The following is a 19,183-nucleotide window of genomic DNA, read 5'->3' on the forward strand; positions in this document are numbered from 1 at the left end:
TTTGTTTAGGAGAAATAATAAAATTGTTCTTTACCGCCAAGTCGTTTTTGATTATATAAATAATTTCTTTGATATAGTTAAGTTGCATCACTTTACTCAGTTTCTTTCTCAGCTTAATTTCCCCCAATCGTTATTCTTCACCTATTTGTAAGTGATTTTCGTTCAATATCGTCATAAAGTTTTATCACTATCTATTCTATACAAGAACACTTGTTTGTATACTTGATACAAAATTAAAATAGCTCATTATACTGGATTTAACTTGTAATAATGAGTTTAACCTTTGAATTTTTATGACTGAAGGAAAAACTTTCAACTGAATATCGAGTATTTTTCATAGCTGTTTAAGCCATTCTAACTTTTGTTAAGGAGGTGAGCAGCTGTGGAAAATAATAACCTTAATATTAAACGTCAGCGAAATAACAATATTAATAAGAACAATAATAATGAATTTGAATTCGGTGAAGATTTCAACTTCGACAATTTAAATGATCAAAATCAAATTAAACGAAATCACAACAACAACAACAACAACAACAACAACAACTCTAACTTTAACGAGAAAAACAAAAACAACAATAAATAACAATATATTTACAGTCTCCCTTTAGGGCTGATTATAACAATTCATACAACTAAATTGATGCATTAACAAAGTAGCCCTTTACCAGAAGTTAACTGGTAAAGGGCTACTATTTAATTCAAATCATTTAGTTAAATCTCTCATTGTAATGATTAGGCCTGGAAAAGTGCACTATTATTACTGTCCAGATTACTGATAGTAATTAAATACTATTGCCTTTGATATGAAAATATCTTAAACATAAGGACCTTGACTTTACCACTTTACCCATTACTGCTTCCCTTCACTTCTTCGCCGGCTTCTTTGACTTTCCCGCCGATGTCTTTTAAATCAGTTGTAGCTTCTTTGGCATGGGAAAGAATTTCCCTTGACTCGTCCTTTACCATAGTAACTGGAAGAATAATGTTCTCGTTTACTTTTTCGTAAAGTTTTTGAGCATCACTTATTGCTTCTTTTAAGACGGAAGAAGCAGATTTCAGTCGCTCCTGCAAGTCATCCTTTACTTCTGTAGGATTGTTTTTAACCTGGCTGTACATATCCATTGTCGTATCTTTCATATTTTTGGTTGTCTCAGTTACTTTATTTCTTGTATTTGAGTCAAGCATTGAAAGCGCACCACCAATAACTGCCCCTATTATCATCCCTCTTAAAAGCTTACCATTATTATCATTTTCAGTTGTTGTCGATAAATTATTATACGAAGTTTGTGTCATAATGAATGCTCCTTTTTGTTTGAATTTGATTTGTTAACTTATACCTTAGTTGCCCGATATTTTTTTCATTCAAACTATTTAAGCTAATTCTTTTTTAGCTATTCGAACAAGCATTAACAATTTAGAAGCTCCTTTTTCTTTTACCAACTTTCTTTCTCAGAATAAAAAGCGGCAACCCATAAGCCCAATAGGGTGTCGATAAAATTTGTTGATGCTAGCCTTTACATAAAGGTAAAAGTGAGGTTAGTCGAATATAATAAAATACTGTTTTGAGGAGAAACACTTTTATGGATAAAAAAACTCTTTTAAATGAATATTTGATGTTACAGCCAAAATATCTATAACTTTCATCGATTATCTAAACGGAGGCAATTTGATCTTTCTTATATGCCATTTAATGATAGCCTGTTAAATTACTTTGCACTGGACTCACGGTTTTTATCGGTTTGAAGTAACACTTTCCTTGTTAAAATTCACTGGTTGCTGGTTAGAAAATTCATGAAAAGGAGAAATAAAATGAAAACGAAATGGCTTTTGAGTAGTAGCGCAGTATTGATGGGTTTATTGGGGTTGGCAGGAACCTTTATTCCAGAAGAAATTTCAAATATATTAGGGATTGACCCTTTACCTATTACTCTAATTCTGCTGCAAATTATCGGAGGACTATATTTAGGGTTTGCAATGTTAAATTGGTTTACACGTTCTGCCCTCATCGGGGGCATCTATAACAAACCTGTCATATTGGGAAATCTGATGCATTGCGTCGTTGTCTTTTTTGCCCTAATCCGGCAGTTGGCAGAGCAGTTTCATTTCATATTCGCTATTTTGACATTAGTTTATCTGGGGTTTGCTGTCTGGTTTACATTAGTTATGCGCTCTAATCCTTTAAGCAATCAATCAAAAAGTCTGTCTAACACATAATAAAACGGGTATTACAGGTATCTATAATACATCGCTTATTTATACTTTTGGTACACAAAATTATTTTTTGTGCTGATTTAAAAAATCTCATTTGTTATGTATTAATTTTATTGTCAATCAAATCTAAATCGAGAGAATTTCATTATGTAAAAATAAACTATATGAAGTAATAAGTCGGTTGGTGGTATCCTTAATACGAAGTTAGACTACTCAACGCCAAAATAATTTGGTCGCCAAGTAGCCTAAATAAAAGTGATTTATGTTTAGAGTTGAATAAATTGTTGTGTCCAATAGTAACCATTTTCAACAAAACCTACACCAATATGCGTGTAATTTGCATTCATGATGTTTTGACGGTGTCCTGGTGATTCCATCCAGGCTTGTACCACTTGTTGTGGTGTTCTTTGACCTTGTGCAATATTTTCTCCTGCAGAACGGTATGAAATTCCTGCAGATTTAATTTGATCAAATGGGCTTCCGTAAGTTGGGCTAGTATGTGAAAAATAATTATTTTTCGCCATATCTTCTGATTTTGCCTGAGCTACTTCCATTAAAGGAGAATGCATTTCAAGCGGTTTTAGTCCTTCTTTTGCACGTTCTGCATTTGTTAAATCTACTACTTGTTTCTCGAATTCAGAAACCGATTGACTAACATTGTTAGAAGGTGTTTTTACAGGTGCCTCTACTTGTTGGTTTTTCGAGTTTGAAGGTGCTTTTGTATTATTGTTATTTGTAACCGGAGTAGCTTTTTCTTTTGCCGGTGTTTGAGGTGCCTTAACCTCTTTTGCAGGTGTTTGAGGTACCTTAACCTCTTTTTCTACTTTTTTATTAGTAGATTCTTTTTGTGTTTCTTTATTAGTTGTAGCCTTTTCTTTATGCACTACTTTGCCTTCTTCAACCACTTTATTATCTTTAGAGTTATTAAGAGTTTTGTTAATTAAACCTTTAAATTTATTTAAATCGAACTCTCCATTTGATAAGGCGATTGGATCGATTATTTTTAAACCAAAACCTTGAATGTTATCCCCTTTAATAACTTGGGCATTTTGAGGATTTGAAACACTCTTCACCTCTATATTTAAACTTGCTGCATCTGCTGCAGTAATAGATGTTGCAAATAATGTCGCTGCACATAATGATGTTGCTAACCATTTTTTATTCATTTTGTATTCCTCCTCTACGACACCAATGTTACAGTACAAAAGTTGTAATAAAGGGCCCATAAACTGGGAGGAGTAACAATTCACTACTAAACTCAGTTAAATCAAAGGTTTAATAACTAATAATTTCATAAAATCATCCAGCCTAAAATTATACTACCACTGAAAAACTATTGACAGATTTTAAGCTTATTAAATTAGCGCTTTACTATTACATTTGTTACAAAACAATTACAAAATAGTGTAGTGAGCTGAATCTTTTTTTATAACCGTTACAGAATGCTTAAAAAGGAAGAATCCTGAATACAGGTTCCTTCCTTTTAGTTTGCCAAAATGTGATATTAAAAGAACAAAAATAATGCGTAATCCTCAATATCAGCAGTCAATATTTTATACTCTTACAGCACTATTACTAAATTCCGTTACAATATACGTTCCCGTTGTATTAAAATTACTCATTTCTTCGAATATATTCGTTACATCCGATAATGCAATTTCTGCAGTGATCATTTTCCCCGGTGTAATTTTCCCTTGCTTAACTAAAGGAAGCAACGATTCAAAACGATGATTTGGCATTCCCAATGTCCCGATAAATTGGATTTCTTGCATAACCATTTGATCGATAGGTAAAGCAACTTTTCCGCCTTCCACTTTTGTCGTTACACCTATTTGCAGATGACGACCTCGTTTCGCCAGGCTATTGATTCCATTTAAACAAGTATCGGCAATACCTAATGCATCAATTGAAACGTTCGCACCACCACCAGTAATTTCTCTTACCGCTTCTACTGGATCTACTTCTTTACTGTTAATGACAATGTGTGCACCCATTTGTTTTGCAAGTTCTAAATTCTTAGGGTTGATGTCGACGCCAATTACCGTAGCACCAATGGATGAGGCAATATTAATAGCGTTAAGCCCAACACCACCACACCCATAAACGACTACCCATTCACCAGGCGCCACATTTGCTCGATCAACAATACCATGGAAAGCAGTCATTAAACGACAACCTAATGCTGCACCATCCAAGTAGCTAATTTCTTCTGGTAAATGGATGATATTTCGATCTCCTAATGGTACTCCCACATATTCTGCATAGCCGCCATCATAAGTGGAACCAGGAATAAATGAAGTGTTGCAAAGGTTTGAATGCCCTTGTTGGCAATATGGACAAGTACCGTCACTGCCGGAGAATGGTACGATTACGTTATCGCCCTTTTTAAAGTTCTTTACATTTTTTCCTACTTCTTCGACTATCCCTGTAAATTCATGTCCTAATATTTTTTGTGTGATTGGAATGTCCCCGGCCCAATAGTGCCAGTCACTACGACAAACACCATTTGCTCTTACTTTGACGATGACACCATTTTCATCGACTGTTGGGTCCGCTACCTCTTGAACAAATGCTTTTTTTACACCCTCTATTACTAATGCTTTCATTTGTGTACACCCCTTATCCTAATTTAATGGCAACACTTTTTACTTTTGTATACGCTTCAATCCCTGCTAATCCCAATTCAGAACCAACCCCACTTTGTTTAAATCCTGTAAGTGGGATATTATCATCCGTTAAATAATATTCGTTGACCCAAACGGAACCTGCATCTAATGATTCAATCATTGTGTGCGCTGTTTGTAAGTTTGTTGTCCATACACCGGAAGCCAGTCCATATTCTGTTGAATTGGCACGTTCAATTACTTCCTCAATCGAATCAAATGGCAGGATGCATAGTACTGGACCAAAAATTTCTTCATAAACAGCCTGGCAATTTTCATCAAGACCTTCGATAATCGTCGGAAGATAGAAGTTGCCTTTTTCTAATTCTGGATTTTCAGGTCGTTTGCCACCTGTTAAAATATTGGCACCATCTTTTCTTGCTTGTTCAACATATTTTTCAACCGTTTCAACTTGTGCTTTTGAAACGAGTGGTCCCATTTGAGCGTTCGGATCTAATGGGTCCCCTAATACAAAGCTTTCGGCAATTTCCACAAGTTTTTCTTTTACTTCATCATATACAGAACGTTCCACATATAATCGTGATCCTGCCGCGCATACTTGCCCGGTGTTCATGAGAATAGCGGTAATGGCACCAGGAATCGCTTTATTTAAATCCGCATCTGCGAAAATAATATTTGGTGACTTGCCACCTAGCTCAAGAGTAATTTTTTTCAATGAATCAGAAGCTTTCTCCATAATCCGTTTGCCGACAACTGTCGAACCAGTGAAACCAATTTTATCGATATCCGGATGAGATGTAATGGCTTCACCAAGTTTGCCGCCTGCACCCGTTACAATATTTACAACACCAGGTGGGAATCCAGCTTGCTCTACTAACTTACCAATATACAATGTAGATAAAGACGTTTGTTGGGCAGGCTTTAATACAACGGTATTCCCTGCTGCAAGAGGTGCTGTTAATTTCCAGCATGCAACTAATGCCGGGAAGTTCCATGAAGTAATTTGTCCACATACACCAAGTGGTTCACGCTTTGTATACGCATGAATATTGCCGCCACCCGTTAATTCGACTGTCTCTCCATAAAGTTTTGTAGCCCAACCAGCATAATAACGCAAATGATGAACTGCATTTTTCGCAAAGCCCCCTGCTACAGCGAGTGTCCCACCGTATTCAAGCGAATCCAGTTGTGTAATTTCTTCCAAGTTTTCTTCCACTAAGTCAGCTAATTTGTTTAATAGTCGAGCGCGTTCTCTCGGTGCCGTTTTTTTCCATCCACCTTCAAATGCACGTCTTGCTGCTTTTACTGCAAGATCAACGTCTTGTTCATCTCCTTCGTAAATTTTGGCTAAGACTTCATTTGTTGTTGGATTAATGGATTCATAGAGAGTCCCATTAACTGCAGGAACCCACTTCCCATCGATAAACATTTCTTTAGTACCCTTCAGAAACACTTGCACTTTTTCATTGATTAATAAAGTAGTATTCACCATTCATACTCCCCCTGTTTATGCTTTAATTTCTTCGTACTGTAATTGGTAACCTTTATAGCCATGTTCAGCGACTTCATTGCAAAGTTGACGATAATTATCTAAACCATTTAAGTAAATTAAGAAGTCACGCGATTTCCCATCGATATTAGAACCTGTATACCAGGATTCCGTTTTAGTAAACAATGTACCATTGGCAATTTCTGTACATTGTTTACTCCACTGCATTTCCGCTTCTACTTCTGGCTCAATTGTTTTCACATTGTATTCTCTTAAATAGTTCAGACAATCCGAAATCCATTCCACGTGTTGTTCGATTGCTGTTGGTACATTTGTTAAAACCGACGGACTTTGTGGACCAGTAATCGTGAAGAAGTTTGGAAATCCTGCTAGCCCAAGCCCTAAATATGTTTCAACTTTTGCCCCATTTCCCCATTTTTCCTGCAGCGATACGCCATTGCGTCCTCTAATATCAAGTTTTAATAAAGTACCTGTCATCGCATCATAGCCTGTAGCAAATACGATAATATCTAGTGGATATTCTTTTTCTGTAGTCTGTATACCGTTTTCTGTAATACACTCAATTGGCTGTTGTCGCAAGTTCACTAATGTAACATGGTCTTGATTATACGTATCATGATAATTTGTATCTAAAATTGGACGTTTCGTTGAGTAATAGTAATATGGAAGCAAATGTTCGACTACATCAGATTTTTTCACTTTTTCACGAATCTTGCCTCGAAGAAATTCCGAAACCAATTCATTTGACTTAGGATCAATGACAATATCATAGAAGGCATTATTTAAAATCATGCCTCCTTTTTCCCAAGCATCTTCTAAAATTGCGATACGCTCTTCTTCTGGTGTATCTACTACTGATCTTGTCGATCTTGGAATGGGTAATCCAGAAGGAGAATTTAACATAATTTCTCGGGCATCTAAAAACGCTTCTTTAAATTGAGCGATTTCTTCTTCTGTAAATTGACGATTCCGTGTTGGAACGGAATACTGTGGGGTACGTTGGAATACATAGACTTCCTTCGCTTCTTCGGCAATTACAGGAATTGATTGCACACCACTTGAGCCTGTCCCAATCACGCCGACACGCTTTCCTTTTAAGTCGACTGGTGTATGTGGCCAATTCCCTGTGTGATAGCTCTCCCCTTTAAAGCTTTCACGACCTTGGAAATTCGGAATACTTGAAGTTGATAAACATCCAACGCCCGAAATCAAGTAAGTAGCTGTAAACACTTCTCCTTGTGCTGTTGTGACAAGCCACTTCGTTTGATCCTCATCCCAAATAGCGGACTTTACTTCTGTATTAAATTGCATTTCTTTTTTCACGTCTAACTCATCAGCAACAAAGTTTAAATAGCTTAATATTTCATCTTGAGCTGCAAAACGTGATGACCACGACCATTTTTTATATAGTTCCTCTGAGAAAATGTAATTGTAGTAAATACTATCAGAGTCGCAACGAGCACCTGGATAACGTGCTAAAAACCATACCCCACCAACACCAGCTGCTTTTTCGAGCGTTTTAACCGTGAAACCTTCTTCCCGTAACTTATACGTCATATAAATTCCAGAAAAACCAGCACCAATAACGATTGCATCAACATGATTTGCCATAAGCATGATCCCCCTTTGTTTATGCTTATTTATAAGGAAATGAGGAAGTTTTATCCTCCATGAATTCCCATAATCTCGTTTTACGCTTTTTGTTCGACTTTGTTTATGAAATTGACAATTAGTTGTGCCGTTTGTTTCGTTTCATCCGCAAAGAAATCCATATTACTGTAGTAACCATGAACAACACCCGGGATTAATTCATACTGAACGTTCACACCGTCTTGTTTTAATTTTTCTGCATAAGCGACCCCTTCGTCTTTTAACACATCATTTTCTGCAGCAATAATAATTGCAGGAGGTAATCCCTTTACAGAATCATATTTTAAAGGAGAAACATCTGGCTCATTGTATAGTTTTTCGTTTCCAACATAGTGAATGCCAAACCATTTCATCAGATCGCGGTCAAGACCGTACCCTTGAGCAAATTCATTATATGAATCTGTGTCAAATTCTAAGTTCGTTACTGGATAAATAAGAACTTGAGATTGGATTGCGGGCCCTTTATTATCCAATGCTTTTTTTGCAATAACAGTAGATAGATTTCCTCCTGCACTATCGCCCCCAACTGAAATTTTTGCTGGATTTACATTGATATCCGTTGCATGTTCGGCTACCCATTCAAGTGCATCGTAACAATCTTCAATTGGAGTTGGATATGGATTTTCCGGTGCTAAACGGTAATCAACCGATACGACAACAGCATTAGCTTCTGTAGCAACGAAACGGTTTGCAGCTTCAAACATCTCAACAGCACCAATTACCCAGCCACCGCCGTGATAGTATACAAGTGCCGGGAAGGGACCCTCTCCTTCTGGTGTATAAATGCGAAGTCTAATTTCTTCACCATCTTTTGCTTTAATAAAACGATCTTCTGTTTGATGAATGCTTGGTAGATTATTATGAGGGGGTACTGGAGATTGTGCCATAATTGCCTTCAATTCCACCGGATTAAAAGATTCCATTTTCGGCCCACTGTAAAAGCTCTCTAAATATTGTTTTGCTTGTTCAGTTAAATTTGCCATTTTAATTCCTCCCTTTTCTCACATAAAAATTTAAGACACTTTTATTTTATTCGCTGCTCGGTTTAATAGATATTCCTACTTTTAGGGAAAATAATATATACTTTTGGGCGAAGAATGGATTTTTTATGATTTTTCGGAGTATGGGAAGCATATATAAAACTAATAAACCGTTTTTATATAAAAGGGGTGCTCTTTTTGGTGATTGAAAGGAATACTTGGGAACAAAACTTAGCTAAAATCAATTCCGTAGAAAACGTAAATAAAAAAATTAAAATGATAATAGAATGTTTCCTATCGACCTTTTCAATAGAAGAAACAATGCTTTTCCGATATTCTCCCATTGATCATTTAGCGGAAGGTATTGTTTGTGCTAATACAAATGAATTTAAATGTATTTCATCCATTCGTGATGATGTAACTACGATTCCAGCCATTTTTGAGGCAATCCAAAAGAAAAGTGCGCAATATTTTGAAAGCAATGATTTTCATTTAAATATCCCAAGAAAATATATTATCGCTGAAAACCAAAATTCACTCTTGGTTGTGCCGATTACTTTTAATCATGTAGTTGTTGGATACTTTTTGGGTACCCATTTCCATAAAAACTTTGACCCTCAATTATTAATGGAAGCAAATTTATTTAGTAGTCAAGTAGGAGAAATGTTATTTAATCATCCATGCTATGTAGAAAACAATGAAATCAAACTATCCAAAAGAGAATTTGAGGTCATGAAATGCGTTGCGTTTGGTTATAGTTCAAAACAAATCGCCCACCTATTAGAAATTAGTGAAACGACCATTAAACAATATATTAAAAGTGTCATGTCAAAAACAAATACGTCAAATCGAACACATGCAGTGGCATTTTTATTCCAAAAGAGGATTTTGACTTAGACAAATAGATTTTAATGAACGAACAATTCTCATATCCATTTTTGAAAATAAGGTCTTTGGTACGCCAATTTCTTATATATTTAAAGTTAATGAGCCAAGCGAAGTACTGAAACCGTTTGTATTCGGTTTTTCAACTCTGATACTATCATAAAGTAAAATTCCAGAACCTGGAGATCTACCTATCACATAATATTGGAGCCAATTCCACCTCAGCCCCTTCAAAGGGCTGAGGCTGAAACAGTTAGAGAGGGCAAGTTTAGTTATTATAATGGAGAAGCTGCAGCAGGTTCAGACGGAGAAAACCTACATTTTATGATTGTGCAGTCGGATTTAACTATCGATATCTTTAAAAAGGGACGACTACCTATTCCGCTAGTCTAAATCTGTTACCCTATTTCAATGAGATTATTGTGTGTTATTAGCTGATACGTTTAATGATTCATATCTTAAATGTTTGAATTAAACATTGCTCACCATCAATTAATTCTTGTTTTTCATTAATGTTAATGTTTAATTCAATATATAAATTTCTCCAAAATGAAACAGCACGTTTATTTTCAATAACTTGTATCACAAAATATTTTCCTTGTTTCGCTTCAAATAATTTTACTGCGGCTTGTGCTGCTACTCCTTTCCCCTTGTACTTATTAATTATAAAAAAATCATTTATCACTAAATCATTCTCCTCAGTCAAAAATGGCCGTTCCAATAGTAAGATAAAACCTATAATACTCTCCTCCAATTTAATAAAATACGGTGAAATTCCATCAATGTCCCAGAATTTATCCAGGCTTTCATATATGAAAGAACCGTCTATTCCAAGGTCAATCATTGAAGAGAACTTTGAAAGATCATGTAGATACAATGAGTAAAGGTTTCTTAAAATAGTTTTTTCTGATTCTAAAATTGGCACTAAAGAAATTGGCATTTTGTAAAAACTCCTTCCCTATTTCTATTATTTTTGTACTCATGAAAGTAAATCAATAAAAGCAGCCCAACAAATAATTACAATTACGATTCTATTTATAATTTTGATAAAGTCTCATGGTTTATTAATGAGATTCCTTCAACGTCACATCGTATTTTATAAAAGTCTAAAATTAATGGATGAGTGTCCTCGATGCTAAAGTTCAATTTTTTTATCCTTCTTTTGCCTAGCCTTCTATCCAGCATTGCATATGCCCGTATTATTATAATTTCGGAATTTAATGCTTCATCAATGGTCAAAGAACTATATTTTAAAAAAGATCGATAAAAGTGATAACTGTTAAAAATATTTTGGTTTATCATCCATTTTTCTACATTATCAGATGCTGTTAATAATTCTTGTCGTTCAGGAGAATTGAACATTACATGCCAATTTTCGTTGAATGGAATGTCTTTTAGGTTTTCTTCCTTTTTTATCTTACGATACAATTCTTCGTGTTTTTTTTCATAAATAATATCAGATGCACTTATAATTTCTTTGTTATCAAATGTAATCCAGACTCTGCTTGGACTATCATGAAATTTCCGATATACAGTTGCGTAAATTTTGATTCTTCCTTGTAACTTATCACTGAGAAAACTTTCAAGTAATGATTTAGTCTTACTCCATTGCATATCAGTCAATCCTTTCTTCAGGTAATCAAGAATCCGTTTCAATGACAGGTGAATTACCGGCACCTCGGACATCAATTAAAAATACTTGATAATGTTCCGTAAATGAAGAAGCAAACCAATTACCATTTTTATAAAAAGCCATGGAATAATGCGTTATACAAGTGGCTGACCGCTTCCCTTTACAAAATATCCAAAAGTCCCACTAGGTGTTTCAATTAATTTTTGTTTCCACATCGTTGACACATCCTCTTGTTTCAGATTGTAATATTCTAACAAACTCATTATACACTTTTGGAATTTTTTATAGGAGAATTCCCACAGCTTCGTATATTAACAATTTATAATAGAATATTAGTCAATTATCTGCCCCTTAATAGAAAAAGACCCTTTCCTTATTCAAGGAAAGGGTCAGATTGTTGAAGTCGTTTTTCTAAATCTCCAAACTTTATTCTAGGGAATTGATTTTGCGTCTAAGTTCTGTATCCTCTAATTTCAACATAGAATTGCCATGATGCATATTCTTTTATAGGAGGTAAATGTTTGTCTGAACCATTTGAATTCAGGATTACTGCTGACGAAATTCCTGAACCGATTCGGGAAAACGGAGCCGGTGCGACTGATCCTGGGCCACGTGATATTTTACGCGCATTAGAGAATCCAAATATGCTTGTACCACCTGAAACAGATGCGGGAACGGTGCCGAATCTACGCTTTTCTTTTTCCGATACACATATGACTTTAAAATATGGTGGCTGGTCGAGACAAATTTCGATGCGTGAGCTGCCAGTTGCGACAACGATTGCTGGCGTTGATATGCGTTTAACTCCTGGCGGTGTAAGAGAGTTACATTGGCATAAAGAGGTGGAATTTTGTTTTATGACCGTAGGAAGAGCAAGAATTACCGCGGTCGATCAGAATGGAAAAAACTTTATTGCCGATGTAGGAGTGGGTGATTTATGGTATTTTCCTCCAGGAATTCCCCATTCCATTCAAGGACTTGAAGAGGGCTGTGAATTTTTATTAATGTTTGACAATGGTATGTTTTCAGATTTAGATACGTTCACAATTTCCGACTGGTTTGCCCATACCCCTAAAGAGGTTCTATCGTCAAATTTTGGGGTACCTGAGAGTGCCTTCCGAAATATTCCTAGGCAGGAAAAATATGTTTATCAAGGAGAGGTTCCAGGACCTATTGAGGAAGTTGCAATTCCAGATCCGTTCGGTACAAGAAATTTTACACATAGTTTGCTTGGTCAGGAGCCAATTCTTTCACCAGGAGGATCAGTTCGTATTGCAGATTCAACGAATTTCCCAGTTGCACAGGATATGTCAATTGCACTTGTTGAAATTCTACCAGGAGCTATGAGGGAATTACACTGGCATCCAAATAATGATGAATTCCAATATTTCTTGTCTGGTCAAGGTCGGATGACAGCATACGCCGCTAACGGGGTTGCTCGAACTTTTGATGTGAGGGCAGGAGATGTAGGCTACATCCCTTTTTGTTATGGACATTATATTCAGAACACAGGCAATGAAACCCTATGGTATATAGAAGTATTTAAAAGTCCCAACTATGCGGATATTTCATTAACACAATGGATGGCGCTGGTCCCTAAACAAATCGTTAGTAGCAACTTAAATGTAGGACCAGAATTAATGGACTCGTTACGTAAAGAGAAATGGGCTGTTGTTAAATTCCCAGGGTATACTTATCAAGATACTGAATAGCCAAATAAAATACGTGAAAGAAAAATTTTTTACCAACTAATTTATTTAGCTGTAAATGGATATTCAATTTATACAAATAACTGATCTGTCGAGACATTGCTAAAAGCCTATAAGCATTGGTATATCAATGTTTGTAGGCTCTTTTTTTATTGAATGGCACAACTACTTTCTAAAAAATTGCATCTGAACAAGCTTTTTTTCAAATTCTTATAATATTTCCTCTGTTCTATCTAACCATTCGTTTACTAAAGAACTAAATAGTTGAGGCTGTTCAATTTGTAAATTATTAATATGCTCCGACTTATGTATTATATATATCTCGAAATTAACTCGTCTGTTTATGAGCATCTTCAAATTCACGGCTCAAAATTTCTTTAACATCCAATGGCTTGAAAGACGGAACTTCCTTGCAACTTTTAGTCAGCTCTTTATGGATGGCTAATAGCACTTCTTCATTCGCTACGATGCCAAATAAGCTCTCTCGCTTAATCTCACCTGTTGTATAGATTGATAGGTCATCATAAACTACGAAATCGATGTAGCGAACAACATTGAGGAAGCTGCCCCCATGTGTCATACCAATTCGTAATGGATCCTTTAAAGAAATGATTTTATTTTTAAAACCAAACTGGATGCCCCCAGCTGGAATATAAATGATTTTGTTTTTATCTGTTTCTACGATTTTTTCAACTTTTAAAAATTCAAGTTTCATCTTTATTCCCCCTATATTACATCTTACATATACCCTATTTTCGCAATTACTAATACGGTCGGTCGTAAAGTTTTTTATCCTGTTGGTTTTTGGCATTTTAGTTCCTCTCAAATTAGCCAAAACTTGCTCGTTTAGATTATAAGTCGATTGGCCTTTCCCAATTGCTAAGCATTAGATAATATAAAACCCTACCTACACAGACAGAATATAGATAATACAGAAAAAGAGGTGCTTCGACCCGTTTTTATTATTATTCAATTAATGAAAACAGACGTTTATTAATGTACACATTTATAACCTAGAGAATTTAAAAATGACCCTTTATCGTTATCATCGTAACAGATACTTGCTTACTAATATGCTAACAGAATTCTCACAGAATTATTTAATTTACACGAAAAACATGAAAACCCTGTCGACAGTAACGTTTGATAACACTAATGTCAACAGGGTTTTTACTATTTTAAGAAATTATAGGATAACCATGATAACTATATTACATGGATGAAAACCAGGAAATCTATAATTTATTAAGTAATAAACTAAGTTTATCTTTAGTCACATTTTATCTTTACGACGGTTTTTCCTTACCTCCTTTACTTATACCTTTATGGAATCTAGTCCTTATAGCTCCTTATGGTCTATCAAACAGCAGATTCAACAGTTTCTCTTTGGGAATTCGGATCATATAAAATTTCACCATCAACTACTGTAAGTACAACCTGTAAATCTTTAATCTTATTTAAATCACAATCTAAAATGCTTTCGCTTAGAACAACAAAGTCTGCAAGTTTTCCAATTTCAATGCTTCCCTTAATGTTTTCCTCAAAGCTTGCATAGGCTCCGTTGATTGTGTAGCCCCGAATCGCATCTAATACGCTTACTTTTTGACGATTTCCGATTGGTTGTCCATTCCACGCTTGGCGATTGACTGCTGCATGAATTCCTAGAAGTGGATTTAATGTAATCACTGGTGCATCTGAACCGTATGCAGCAATAATGTCTTGCTCGATATAGTCCCAACAAGGATACATCACATTCACTCGATCACCGTAATACTCACTATATTTGTCACCATTAACATAAATAAATGCTGGATTAGGAATGGGTACAACTCCTAACTCTTTCATTCGGCGTTGCAGATCAGGAGAAGCAATCCCAGCATGTTCGATTCTGTGACGGTGGTTCTCTCTTGGTTGATTTTCTAAAGCTTTTTCAATACAATCTAGAAGCATTTCAATTGCACGGTCCCCTTGCGCGTGAGCAGTTACTTGGAACCCTTTTGCATGGGCATTGCCAAGAATTTCATTTAATTCCTCTTGACTATAATACAAAAGTCCAAAATTATTTTGGTCATGGGAATAGGTTTCGCGTGTAGCAATCGTTGGTCCAACACTAGCACCATCAGTAAATAACTTAGCAGGACCTATTCTGAACCTTTCATTCCCTAACCCTGTGATTGCACCCGATTCGCTCATTTTCCTTACAAATAAATGGGAATTCGTTAAGGAACAAACGAATGCATAGATTCTTACATCTATTTCCTTGGCATTCACCGCTTCTTGCATGATTCGAAATGTATCCGCGCCATCACCGTAGGCACCTGCATCATGAACACTTGTAATTCCAGCTTTAATAAACTCTTTTGAAGCAAGTTTCAACCCTTTTCTTAATTCTTCTTTTGTAAAATTTGCATATTCAAGCATTTGCATATGTGCATTTTCGATTAATTTCCCTGTTAGTCTTCCATCAGCAAGTCTTTCAAATATGCCTCCATTCGGATCTTTCGTTGTTGCATCAATATTTGCTACTTCTAGTCCCTTACTATTTACAAAGGAAAAATGGTTACACTTACGGATAAGAATAATCGGATGGTCCTTTGAAATAGAATCTAACTCTTCTCTGGTTGGATAACGTTTTTCAGCTATAGTATGCTCATTGAATCCTGTCGCTCTCACCCATTGTCCCTTTGGCGTTTCCATGCATTTTTTTTGAATCGCTTCAAGTAAATCTTGAATCGATTGAATACCGGAAGAAGTACAGTCTACTCCTAAGGAATTTGTTCCATAGATCGTGAAGTGAGCATGTGCATCAATAAATCCTGGTAAGAGCGATTTACCTTCTAGGTCAAACACTTTTGTATCTTGAGTAATGGTATGTTCAATATCATTATAGGACCCTGTTGCAATGATTTGATTTGCTTTAATGGCTACACAGTCCACAATACGATTCTGATCATCCACAGTAATAACTTCTCCATTAATAAAGATTAAATCGGCTTTCATGTCCATCCCACTCCTTATTTTATTGTTGTGATATTTTCAAAAACTTCACTTTTTATAACTTTTCCGTGAAGTGATTCAATAAAAACACTGTTCTCTTCTTTACAAACTTCTCCATTTACAAGTACATACTGGATTCCTGTAGGTTCTTGTAAAGGATCGGTGAACGTTGCTTGATCACTTATATTTTCTGGATCAAAAATAACGATATCTGCATAGTAACCTTCTTTAATTAGCCCTCGATCTTTTAATCTCAACAACTGTGCTGGTGAACCTGTCATATGGTGAATGGCTTCTTCTAATGTTAGTATGTTTAATTCACGTACATAGCGCCCTAGTATTCTAGGTTGAGTTCCATATAATCGTGGGTGTGGTTTTCCACCAAAAATACTATCTGAACCAACTATATGGTAGGAACTTTTCATTAGCTTTACAATATCTTCTTCTAGTCCCCAGTGAACGACCATCGTTACATTTGCATTTGCTGTAACTAAAAGGTCCATTGCCATCTCATCAGGTGGTATTGATTTAATGTCTGCTATTTCTTTTACACTTTTCCCTTCAAATAGCTTAAATTCTTCCGCACCTATAGAAGATATAATAATATTCTCCCACCCACAGTTATACACCCAATTTTCAAAGGTTAAATTACTGGCAAAATCCTCTTTTATCTTTTCACGGTCAGATAAATTCTTCAAACGTGAAAGCATCATTTCCGCCCCCCCATCATGTGCCCACGGGGGTAAAATCGCACTAAAGACTGTCGAAGCAGCTGTATACGGGTATTGATCAAAGGTAATTTCAATTCCTTGAAGACGAGCTTCGTTTATCTTTTCTAGTAGATATTGATAATTTTCACGATTTCTTACACCAATTACTTTAAAATGAGATAAGTGCAAACGAACTCCTGATTGTGTTGATACTTCGATCATTTCGTCTAAAGCTTCCATGATATTGAAACTTTCATTTCTCATATGGACGACGAAACAACCATCATACTTTGCTACACCTTTACATATCTCAATTAATTCGTCCGTTGCACAAAAGCTGTTTGGTGGATACACTAAACCGGTAGAAAAGCCAACCGCACCTTCTTCCATTGCCTTTTCTACCAGCTTGCGCATCTCGATTTGTTCTTCTACAGTAGATTCTCTTTTTTCAAATCCCATCACGAGTGTACGAACATTTCCGTGGGGTACTAGAAAAGCAACATTCGTAAGACTTTTCCGTTCATTTATGTGTTGCAAATAACTTTCAACCGAATCCCATGGCCAATCACCAATATCTCCGTCTAACCCTTTCAACTGGGCTTGCCATAGTGGACGTGTTTCATTCGAAACCGGTGCCACAGCAATACCGTCTTGACCAAATAGCTCAGTTGTAACGCCTTTTTTAACCTTAATTTGATGAATCTCAGGCTTTGTCCAAAGTAGATCAGAGTGAACATGAGTATCAATGAACCCTGGTGAAACAGATAGACCTTTCGCATCAATTTCCCGTTTCGCCCCGAACTTCATATTTCTTTCTAACTTAACAATCTTCCCATCTTTTATTCCTATATCTAGCAGTGTGAATGGATTACCAGTTCCGTCATATACTTTCCCGTTCTTAATCAGAATATCTAACATAATCCTCATCTACTTTCTTCTCTTTATTTAAAAGCTTCACTTTTCTCGAGATACATAGTTTTAATCTCATCTGGGATGATACTTCCACCAGTCGCCCAAACAATATGTGTGGCTTGAATATCTTGTAAGGTTTTCGAAGTGTAAGTTGGACCCACCATCCCAGCTAATGCGGAAGGTTCTAAAAAGATTCCCTCCACTTTATACAAACGATTTAGTAGTCTATATAATTCTGCATCCTTTACTGTATAGACACCCGCTAGGATTGAGTTCATGATTTTACCTACAAACACGGATGCTCTCCCAACAGCTAAACCATCTGCTTCTGTTTTATTGGATAAATTAATATCGTGTACAGATATTTCATCATGTAATTGGGTAATCATCCCTAGGAGCATACTTGGTGACTGAGTAGGCTCGGCAAAATAACAATGAACATGTTCTCCAAAAATTAGTTTCATACCAAAAGTAATTCCACCCGGTCCTCCACCAACTCCACATGGTAAATAAACATATAGTGGATGCCTTGAATCTACTGGTATATTTTGCGCCTCTAACTGTTCTTTTAACTCAAGAACAGCAACCGAATATCCAGCGAACAATAGTTTCGAAGTCTCATCATCTACAAAATAAGCTTTTGGATTTTGAGCACATTCAGCTCTAGCAACTTCCACTACTTTTGAGAAGTCTGCATCGTGCTCAATAACAAATACACCAATATTTCGAAGTCGCTGTTTTTTCCACTCTTTTGCGTCACTTGACATATGAACAACAACATTGAAGTTTAAAGCGGAACCAATTAAACCGATACTAAGTCCAAGATTCCCTGTTGAACCAACAGCAATGGTATATTGACTGAACAGTTCCTTTGCTTTTTCACTAATTAAAAGTGAATAAGAATCTTGCTTATCTCGGATGATTCCATGCTCGATAGCAAGTTTTTCTGCAAAAGTTAACACTTCATGGAACCCCCCTCTTGCTTTTATAGAGCCTGCAACAGGTAGTAGGTCATCTCTCTTTAAGAGTACTTTTCCTTTAATAGGTGTTTCATAGATTTCTTCAAGTTGTGCAACCATTGAAGTTAATGAATGAAGGGGCGATTCAATCTTGCCCTTTGTAACTTCTAATGGAGGAAATAACTGTTGCAATACTGCTCCAAATCGCTCAAATCGTTCCTTTGATTCCAGCATAATTTCTTCATCCATTCCCCCGACTAGACTGGTAGGGAGCGAATAATAGTTCGAATTACTCCAAAGGAAGGTTTCTTCATTTTTTAATTGTTGGATCTCTGGATAACTATTTTCTAAATACTCTATAATCGTTTCGTTCTTCCCCAAATCAGGCACCCCCGACTCA

General features: G+C 36.0%; 16 protein-coding genes. 4 read left to right on the plus strand and 12 right to left on the minus strand.

Translation table 11 applies throughout. The features are described 5' to 3' along the window. Positions 1–382: 382 nt before the first annotated feature. Positions 383–586, plus strand: a complete 204-nt coding sequence (locus tag MHH37_RS11485; protein ID WP_342573075.1) for a histidinol-phosphatase — start codon at positions 383–385, stop codon at positions 584–586. A gap of 260 nt (positions 587–846) precedes the next feature. Here MHH37_RS11485 and MHH37_RS11490 read toward each other — a convergent pair whose 3' ends face one another. Further along, the gene (locus MHH37_RS11490; protein WP_342573076.1) at positions 847–1,296 is read right to left on the minus strand and encodes a YtxH domain-containing protein; all 450 of its coding nucleotides are present in this window, start codon (positions 1,294–1,296) and stop codon (positions 847–849) included. Positions 1,297–1,812: 516 nt separating this feature from the next. Here MHH37_RS11490 and MHH37_RS11495 point away from each other — a divergent pair. Continuing rightward, on the plus strand, positions 1,813–2,217 hold the full coding sequence (locus tag MHH37_RS11495; RefSeq protein ID WP_014823636.1) for a hypothetical protein: 405 nt from the start codon (positions 1,813–1,815) through the stop codon (positions 2,215–2,217). A 263-nt stretch (positions 2,218–2,480) separates the two neighbouring features. On the opposite strand, the gene MHH37_RS11500 is transcribed toward MHH37_RS11495, so the two are convergent. The 5 genes from MHH37_RS11500 to MHH37_RS11520 form a co-directional block, all read right to left on the minus strand. Then, entirely contained in the window at positions 2,481–3,380 is a 900-nt protein-coding gene (locus MHH37_RS11500; protein ID WP_342573077.1) for a CAP domain-containing protein, read from the minus strand. A 387-nt stretch (positions 3,381–3,767) separates the two neighbouring features. Continuing rightward, complete coding sequence (locus tag MHH37_RS11505; protein ID WP_342573078.1) at positions 3,768–4,820, minus strand: alcohol dehydrogenase catalytic domain-containing protein; 1,053 nt, start codon at positions 4,818–4,820, stop codon at positions 3,768–3,770. A 13-nt stretch (positions 4,821–4,833) separates the two neighbouring features. After that, complete coding sequence (locus tag MHH37_RS11510; protein WP_342573080.1) at positions 4,834–6,330, minus strand: aldehyde dehydrogenase family protein; 1,497 nt, start codon at positions 6,328–6,330, stop codon at positions 4,834–4,836. Positions 6,331–6,345: 15 nt separating this feature from the next. Further along, positions 6,346–7,959: an NAD(P)/FAD-dependent oxidoreductase gene (locus MHH37_RS11515; protein WP_342573081.1), complete on the minus strand. Its 1,614-nt coding sequence runs from the start codon at positions 7,957–7,959 to the stop codon at positions 6,346–6,348. A gap of 80 nt (positions 7,960–8,039) precedes the next feature. Beyond that, the gene (locus MHH37_RS11520) at positions 8,040–8,981 is read right to left on the minus strand and encodes an alpha/beta hydrolase (RefSeq protein ID WP_342573082.1); all 942 of its coding nucleotides are present in this window, start codon (positions 8,979–8,981) and stop codon (positions 8,040–8,042) included. A gap of 198 nt (positions 8,982–9,179) precedes the next feature. Between MHH37_RS11520 and MHH37_RS11525 the strand changes: the two genes are divergently transcribed. Beyond that, the gene (locus MHH37_RS11525) at positions 9,180–9,875 is read left to right on the plus strand and encodes a LuxR C-terminal-related transcriptional regulator (RefSeq protein WP_342576246.1); all 696 of its coding nucleotides are present in this window, start codon (positions 9,180–9,182) and stop codon (positions 9,873–9,875) included. A 439-nt stretch (positions 9,876–10,314) separates the two neighbouring features. Here the strand turns inward: MHH37_RS11525 and MHH37_RS11530 are convergent, their stop codons facing one another. Further along, the gene (locus MHH37_RS11530) at positions 10,315–10,803 is read right to left on the minus strand and encodes a GNAT family N-acetyltransferase (protein ID WP_342573084.1); all 489 of its coding nucleotides are present in this window, start codon (positions 10,801–10,803) and stop codon (positions 10,315–10,317) included. Between the two features lie 95 nt (positions 10,804–10,898). Further along, positions 10,899–11,477 carry a nonribosomal peptide synthetase gene (locus MHH37_RS11535; RefSeq protein WP_342573085.1) on the minus strand — a complete coding sequence of 193 codons (579 nt, stop codon included), beginning with the start codon at positions 11,475–11,477 and terminating at the stop codon, positions 10,899–10,901. Between the two features lie 540 nt (positions 11,478–12,017). Between MHH37_RS11535 and MHH37_RS11540 the strand changes: the two genes are divergently transcribed. Further along, on the plus strand, positions 12,018–13,208 hold the full coding sequence (locus tag MHH37_RS11540) for a cupin domain-containing protein (RefSeq protein WP_342573087.1): 1,191 nt from the start codon (positions 12,018–12,020) through the stop codon (positions 13,206–13,208). A gap of 325 nt (positions 13,209–13,533) precedes the next feature. On the opposite strand, the gene MHH37_RS11545 is transcribed toward MHH37_RS11540, so the two are convergent. The 4 genes from MHH37_RS11545 to MHH37_RS11560 form a co-directional block, all read right to left on the minus strand. Further along, positions 13,534–13,920, minus strand: coding sequence for a molecular chaperone (locus tag MHH37_RS11545; RefSeq protein ID WP_342573089.1), 387 nt, complete (start codon positions 13,918–13,920; stop codon positions 13,534–13,536). 644 nt (positions 13,921–14,564) lie between these two features. Continuing rightward, positions 14,565–16,205 carry an amidohydrolase gene (locus MHH37_RS11550; protein WP_342573090.1) on the minus strand — a complete coding sequence of 547 codons (1,641 nt, stop codon included), beginning with the start codon at positions 16,203–16,205 and terminating at the stop codon, positions 14,565–14,567. A 14-nt stretch (positions 16,206–16,219) separates the two neighbouring features. Beyond that, a complete protein-coding gene (locus MHH37_RS11555; protein WP_342573092.1) occupies positions 16,220–17,839 on the minus strand; it encodes a D-aminoacylase in 1,620 nt (539 codons plus the stop codon). Between the two features lie 14 nt (positions 17,840–17,853). Next, positions 17,854–19,164 carry a D-serine ammonia-lyase gene (locus tag MHH37_RS11560; protein ID WP_342573094.1) on the minus strand — a complete coding sequence of 437 codons (1,311 nt, stop codon included), beginning with the start codon at positions 19,162–19,164 and terminating at the stop codon, positions 17,854–17,856. Positions 19,165–19,183 lie beyond the last annotated feature (19 nt).

Origin of the sequence: Solibacillus sp. FSL K6-1781 (assembly GCF_038630735.1) — a bacterium.
Taxonomy (GTDB): domain Bacteria; phylum Bacillota; class Bacilli; order Bacillales_A; family Planococcaceae; genus Solibacillus; species Solibacillus silvestris.

Bases quoted from the DNA above. Each gene is read 5' to 3' on its own strand.
- MHH37_RS11490 (WP_342573076.1), bottom strand. From the start codon at position 1,296: ATGACACAAACTTCGTATAATAATTTATCGACAACAACTGAAAATGAT.
- MHH37_RS11495 (WP_014823636.1), top strand. From the start codon at position 1,813: ATGAAAACGAAATGGCTTTTGAGTAGTAGCGCAGTATTGATGGGTTTA.
- MHH37_RS11500 (WP_342573077.1), bottom strand. From the start codon at position 3,380: ATGAATAAAAAATGGTTAGCAACATCATTATGTGCAGCGACATTATTT.
- MHH37_RS11505 (WP_342573078.1), bottom strand. From the start codon at position 4,820: ATGAAAGCATTAGTAATAGAGGGTGTAAAAAAAGCATTTGTTCAAGAG.
- MHH37_RS11510 (WP_342573080.1), bottom strand. From the start codon at position 6,330: ATGGTGAATACTACTTTATTAATCAATGAAAAAGTGCAAGTGTTTCTG.
- MHH37_RS11515 (WP_342573081.1), bottom strand. From the start codon at position 7,959: ATGGCAAATCATGTTGATGCAATCGTTATTGGTGCTGGTTTTTCTGGA.
- MHH37_RS11520 (WP_342573082.1), bottom strand. From the start codon at position 8,981: ATGGCAAATTTAACTGAACAAGCAAAACAATATTTAGAGAGCTTTTAC.
- MHH37_RS11530 (WP_342573084.1), bottom strand. From the start codon at position 10,803: ATGCCAATTTCTTTAGTGCCAATTTTAGAATCAGAAAAAACTATTTTA.
- MHH37_RS11535 (WP_342573085.1), bottom strand. From the start codon at position 11,477: ATGCAATGGAGTAAGACTAAATCATTACTTGAAAGTTTTCTCAGTGAT.
- MHH37_RS11545 (WP_342573089.1), bottom strand. From the start codon at position 13,920: ATGAAACTTGAATTTTTAAAAGTTGAAAAAATCGTAGAAACAGATAAA.
- MHH37_RS11550 (WP_342573090.1), bottom strand. From the start codon at position 16,205: ATGAAAGCCGATTTAATCTTTATTAATGGAGAAGTTATTACTGTGGAT.
- MHH37_RS11555 (WP_342573092.1), bottom strand. From the start codon at position 17,839: ATGAGGATTATGTTAGATATTCTGATTAAGAACGGGAAAGTATATGAC.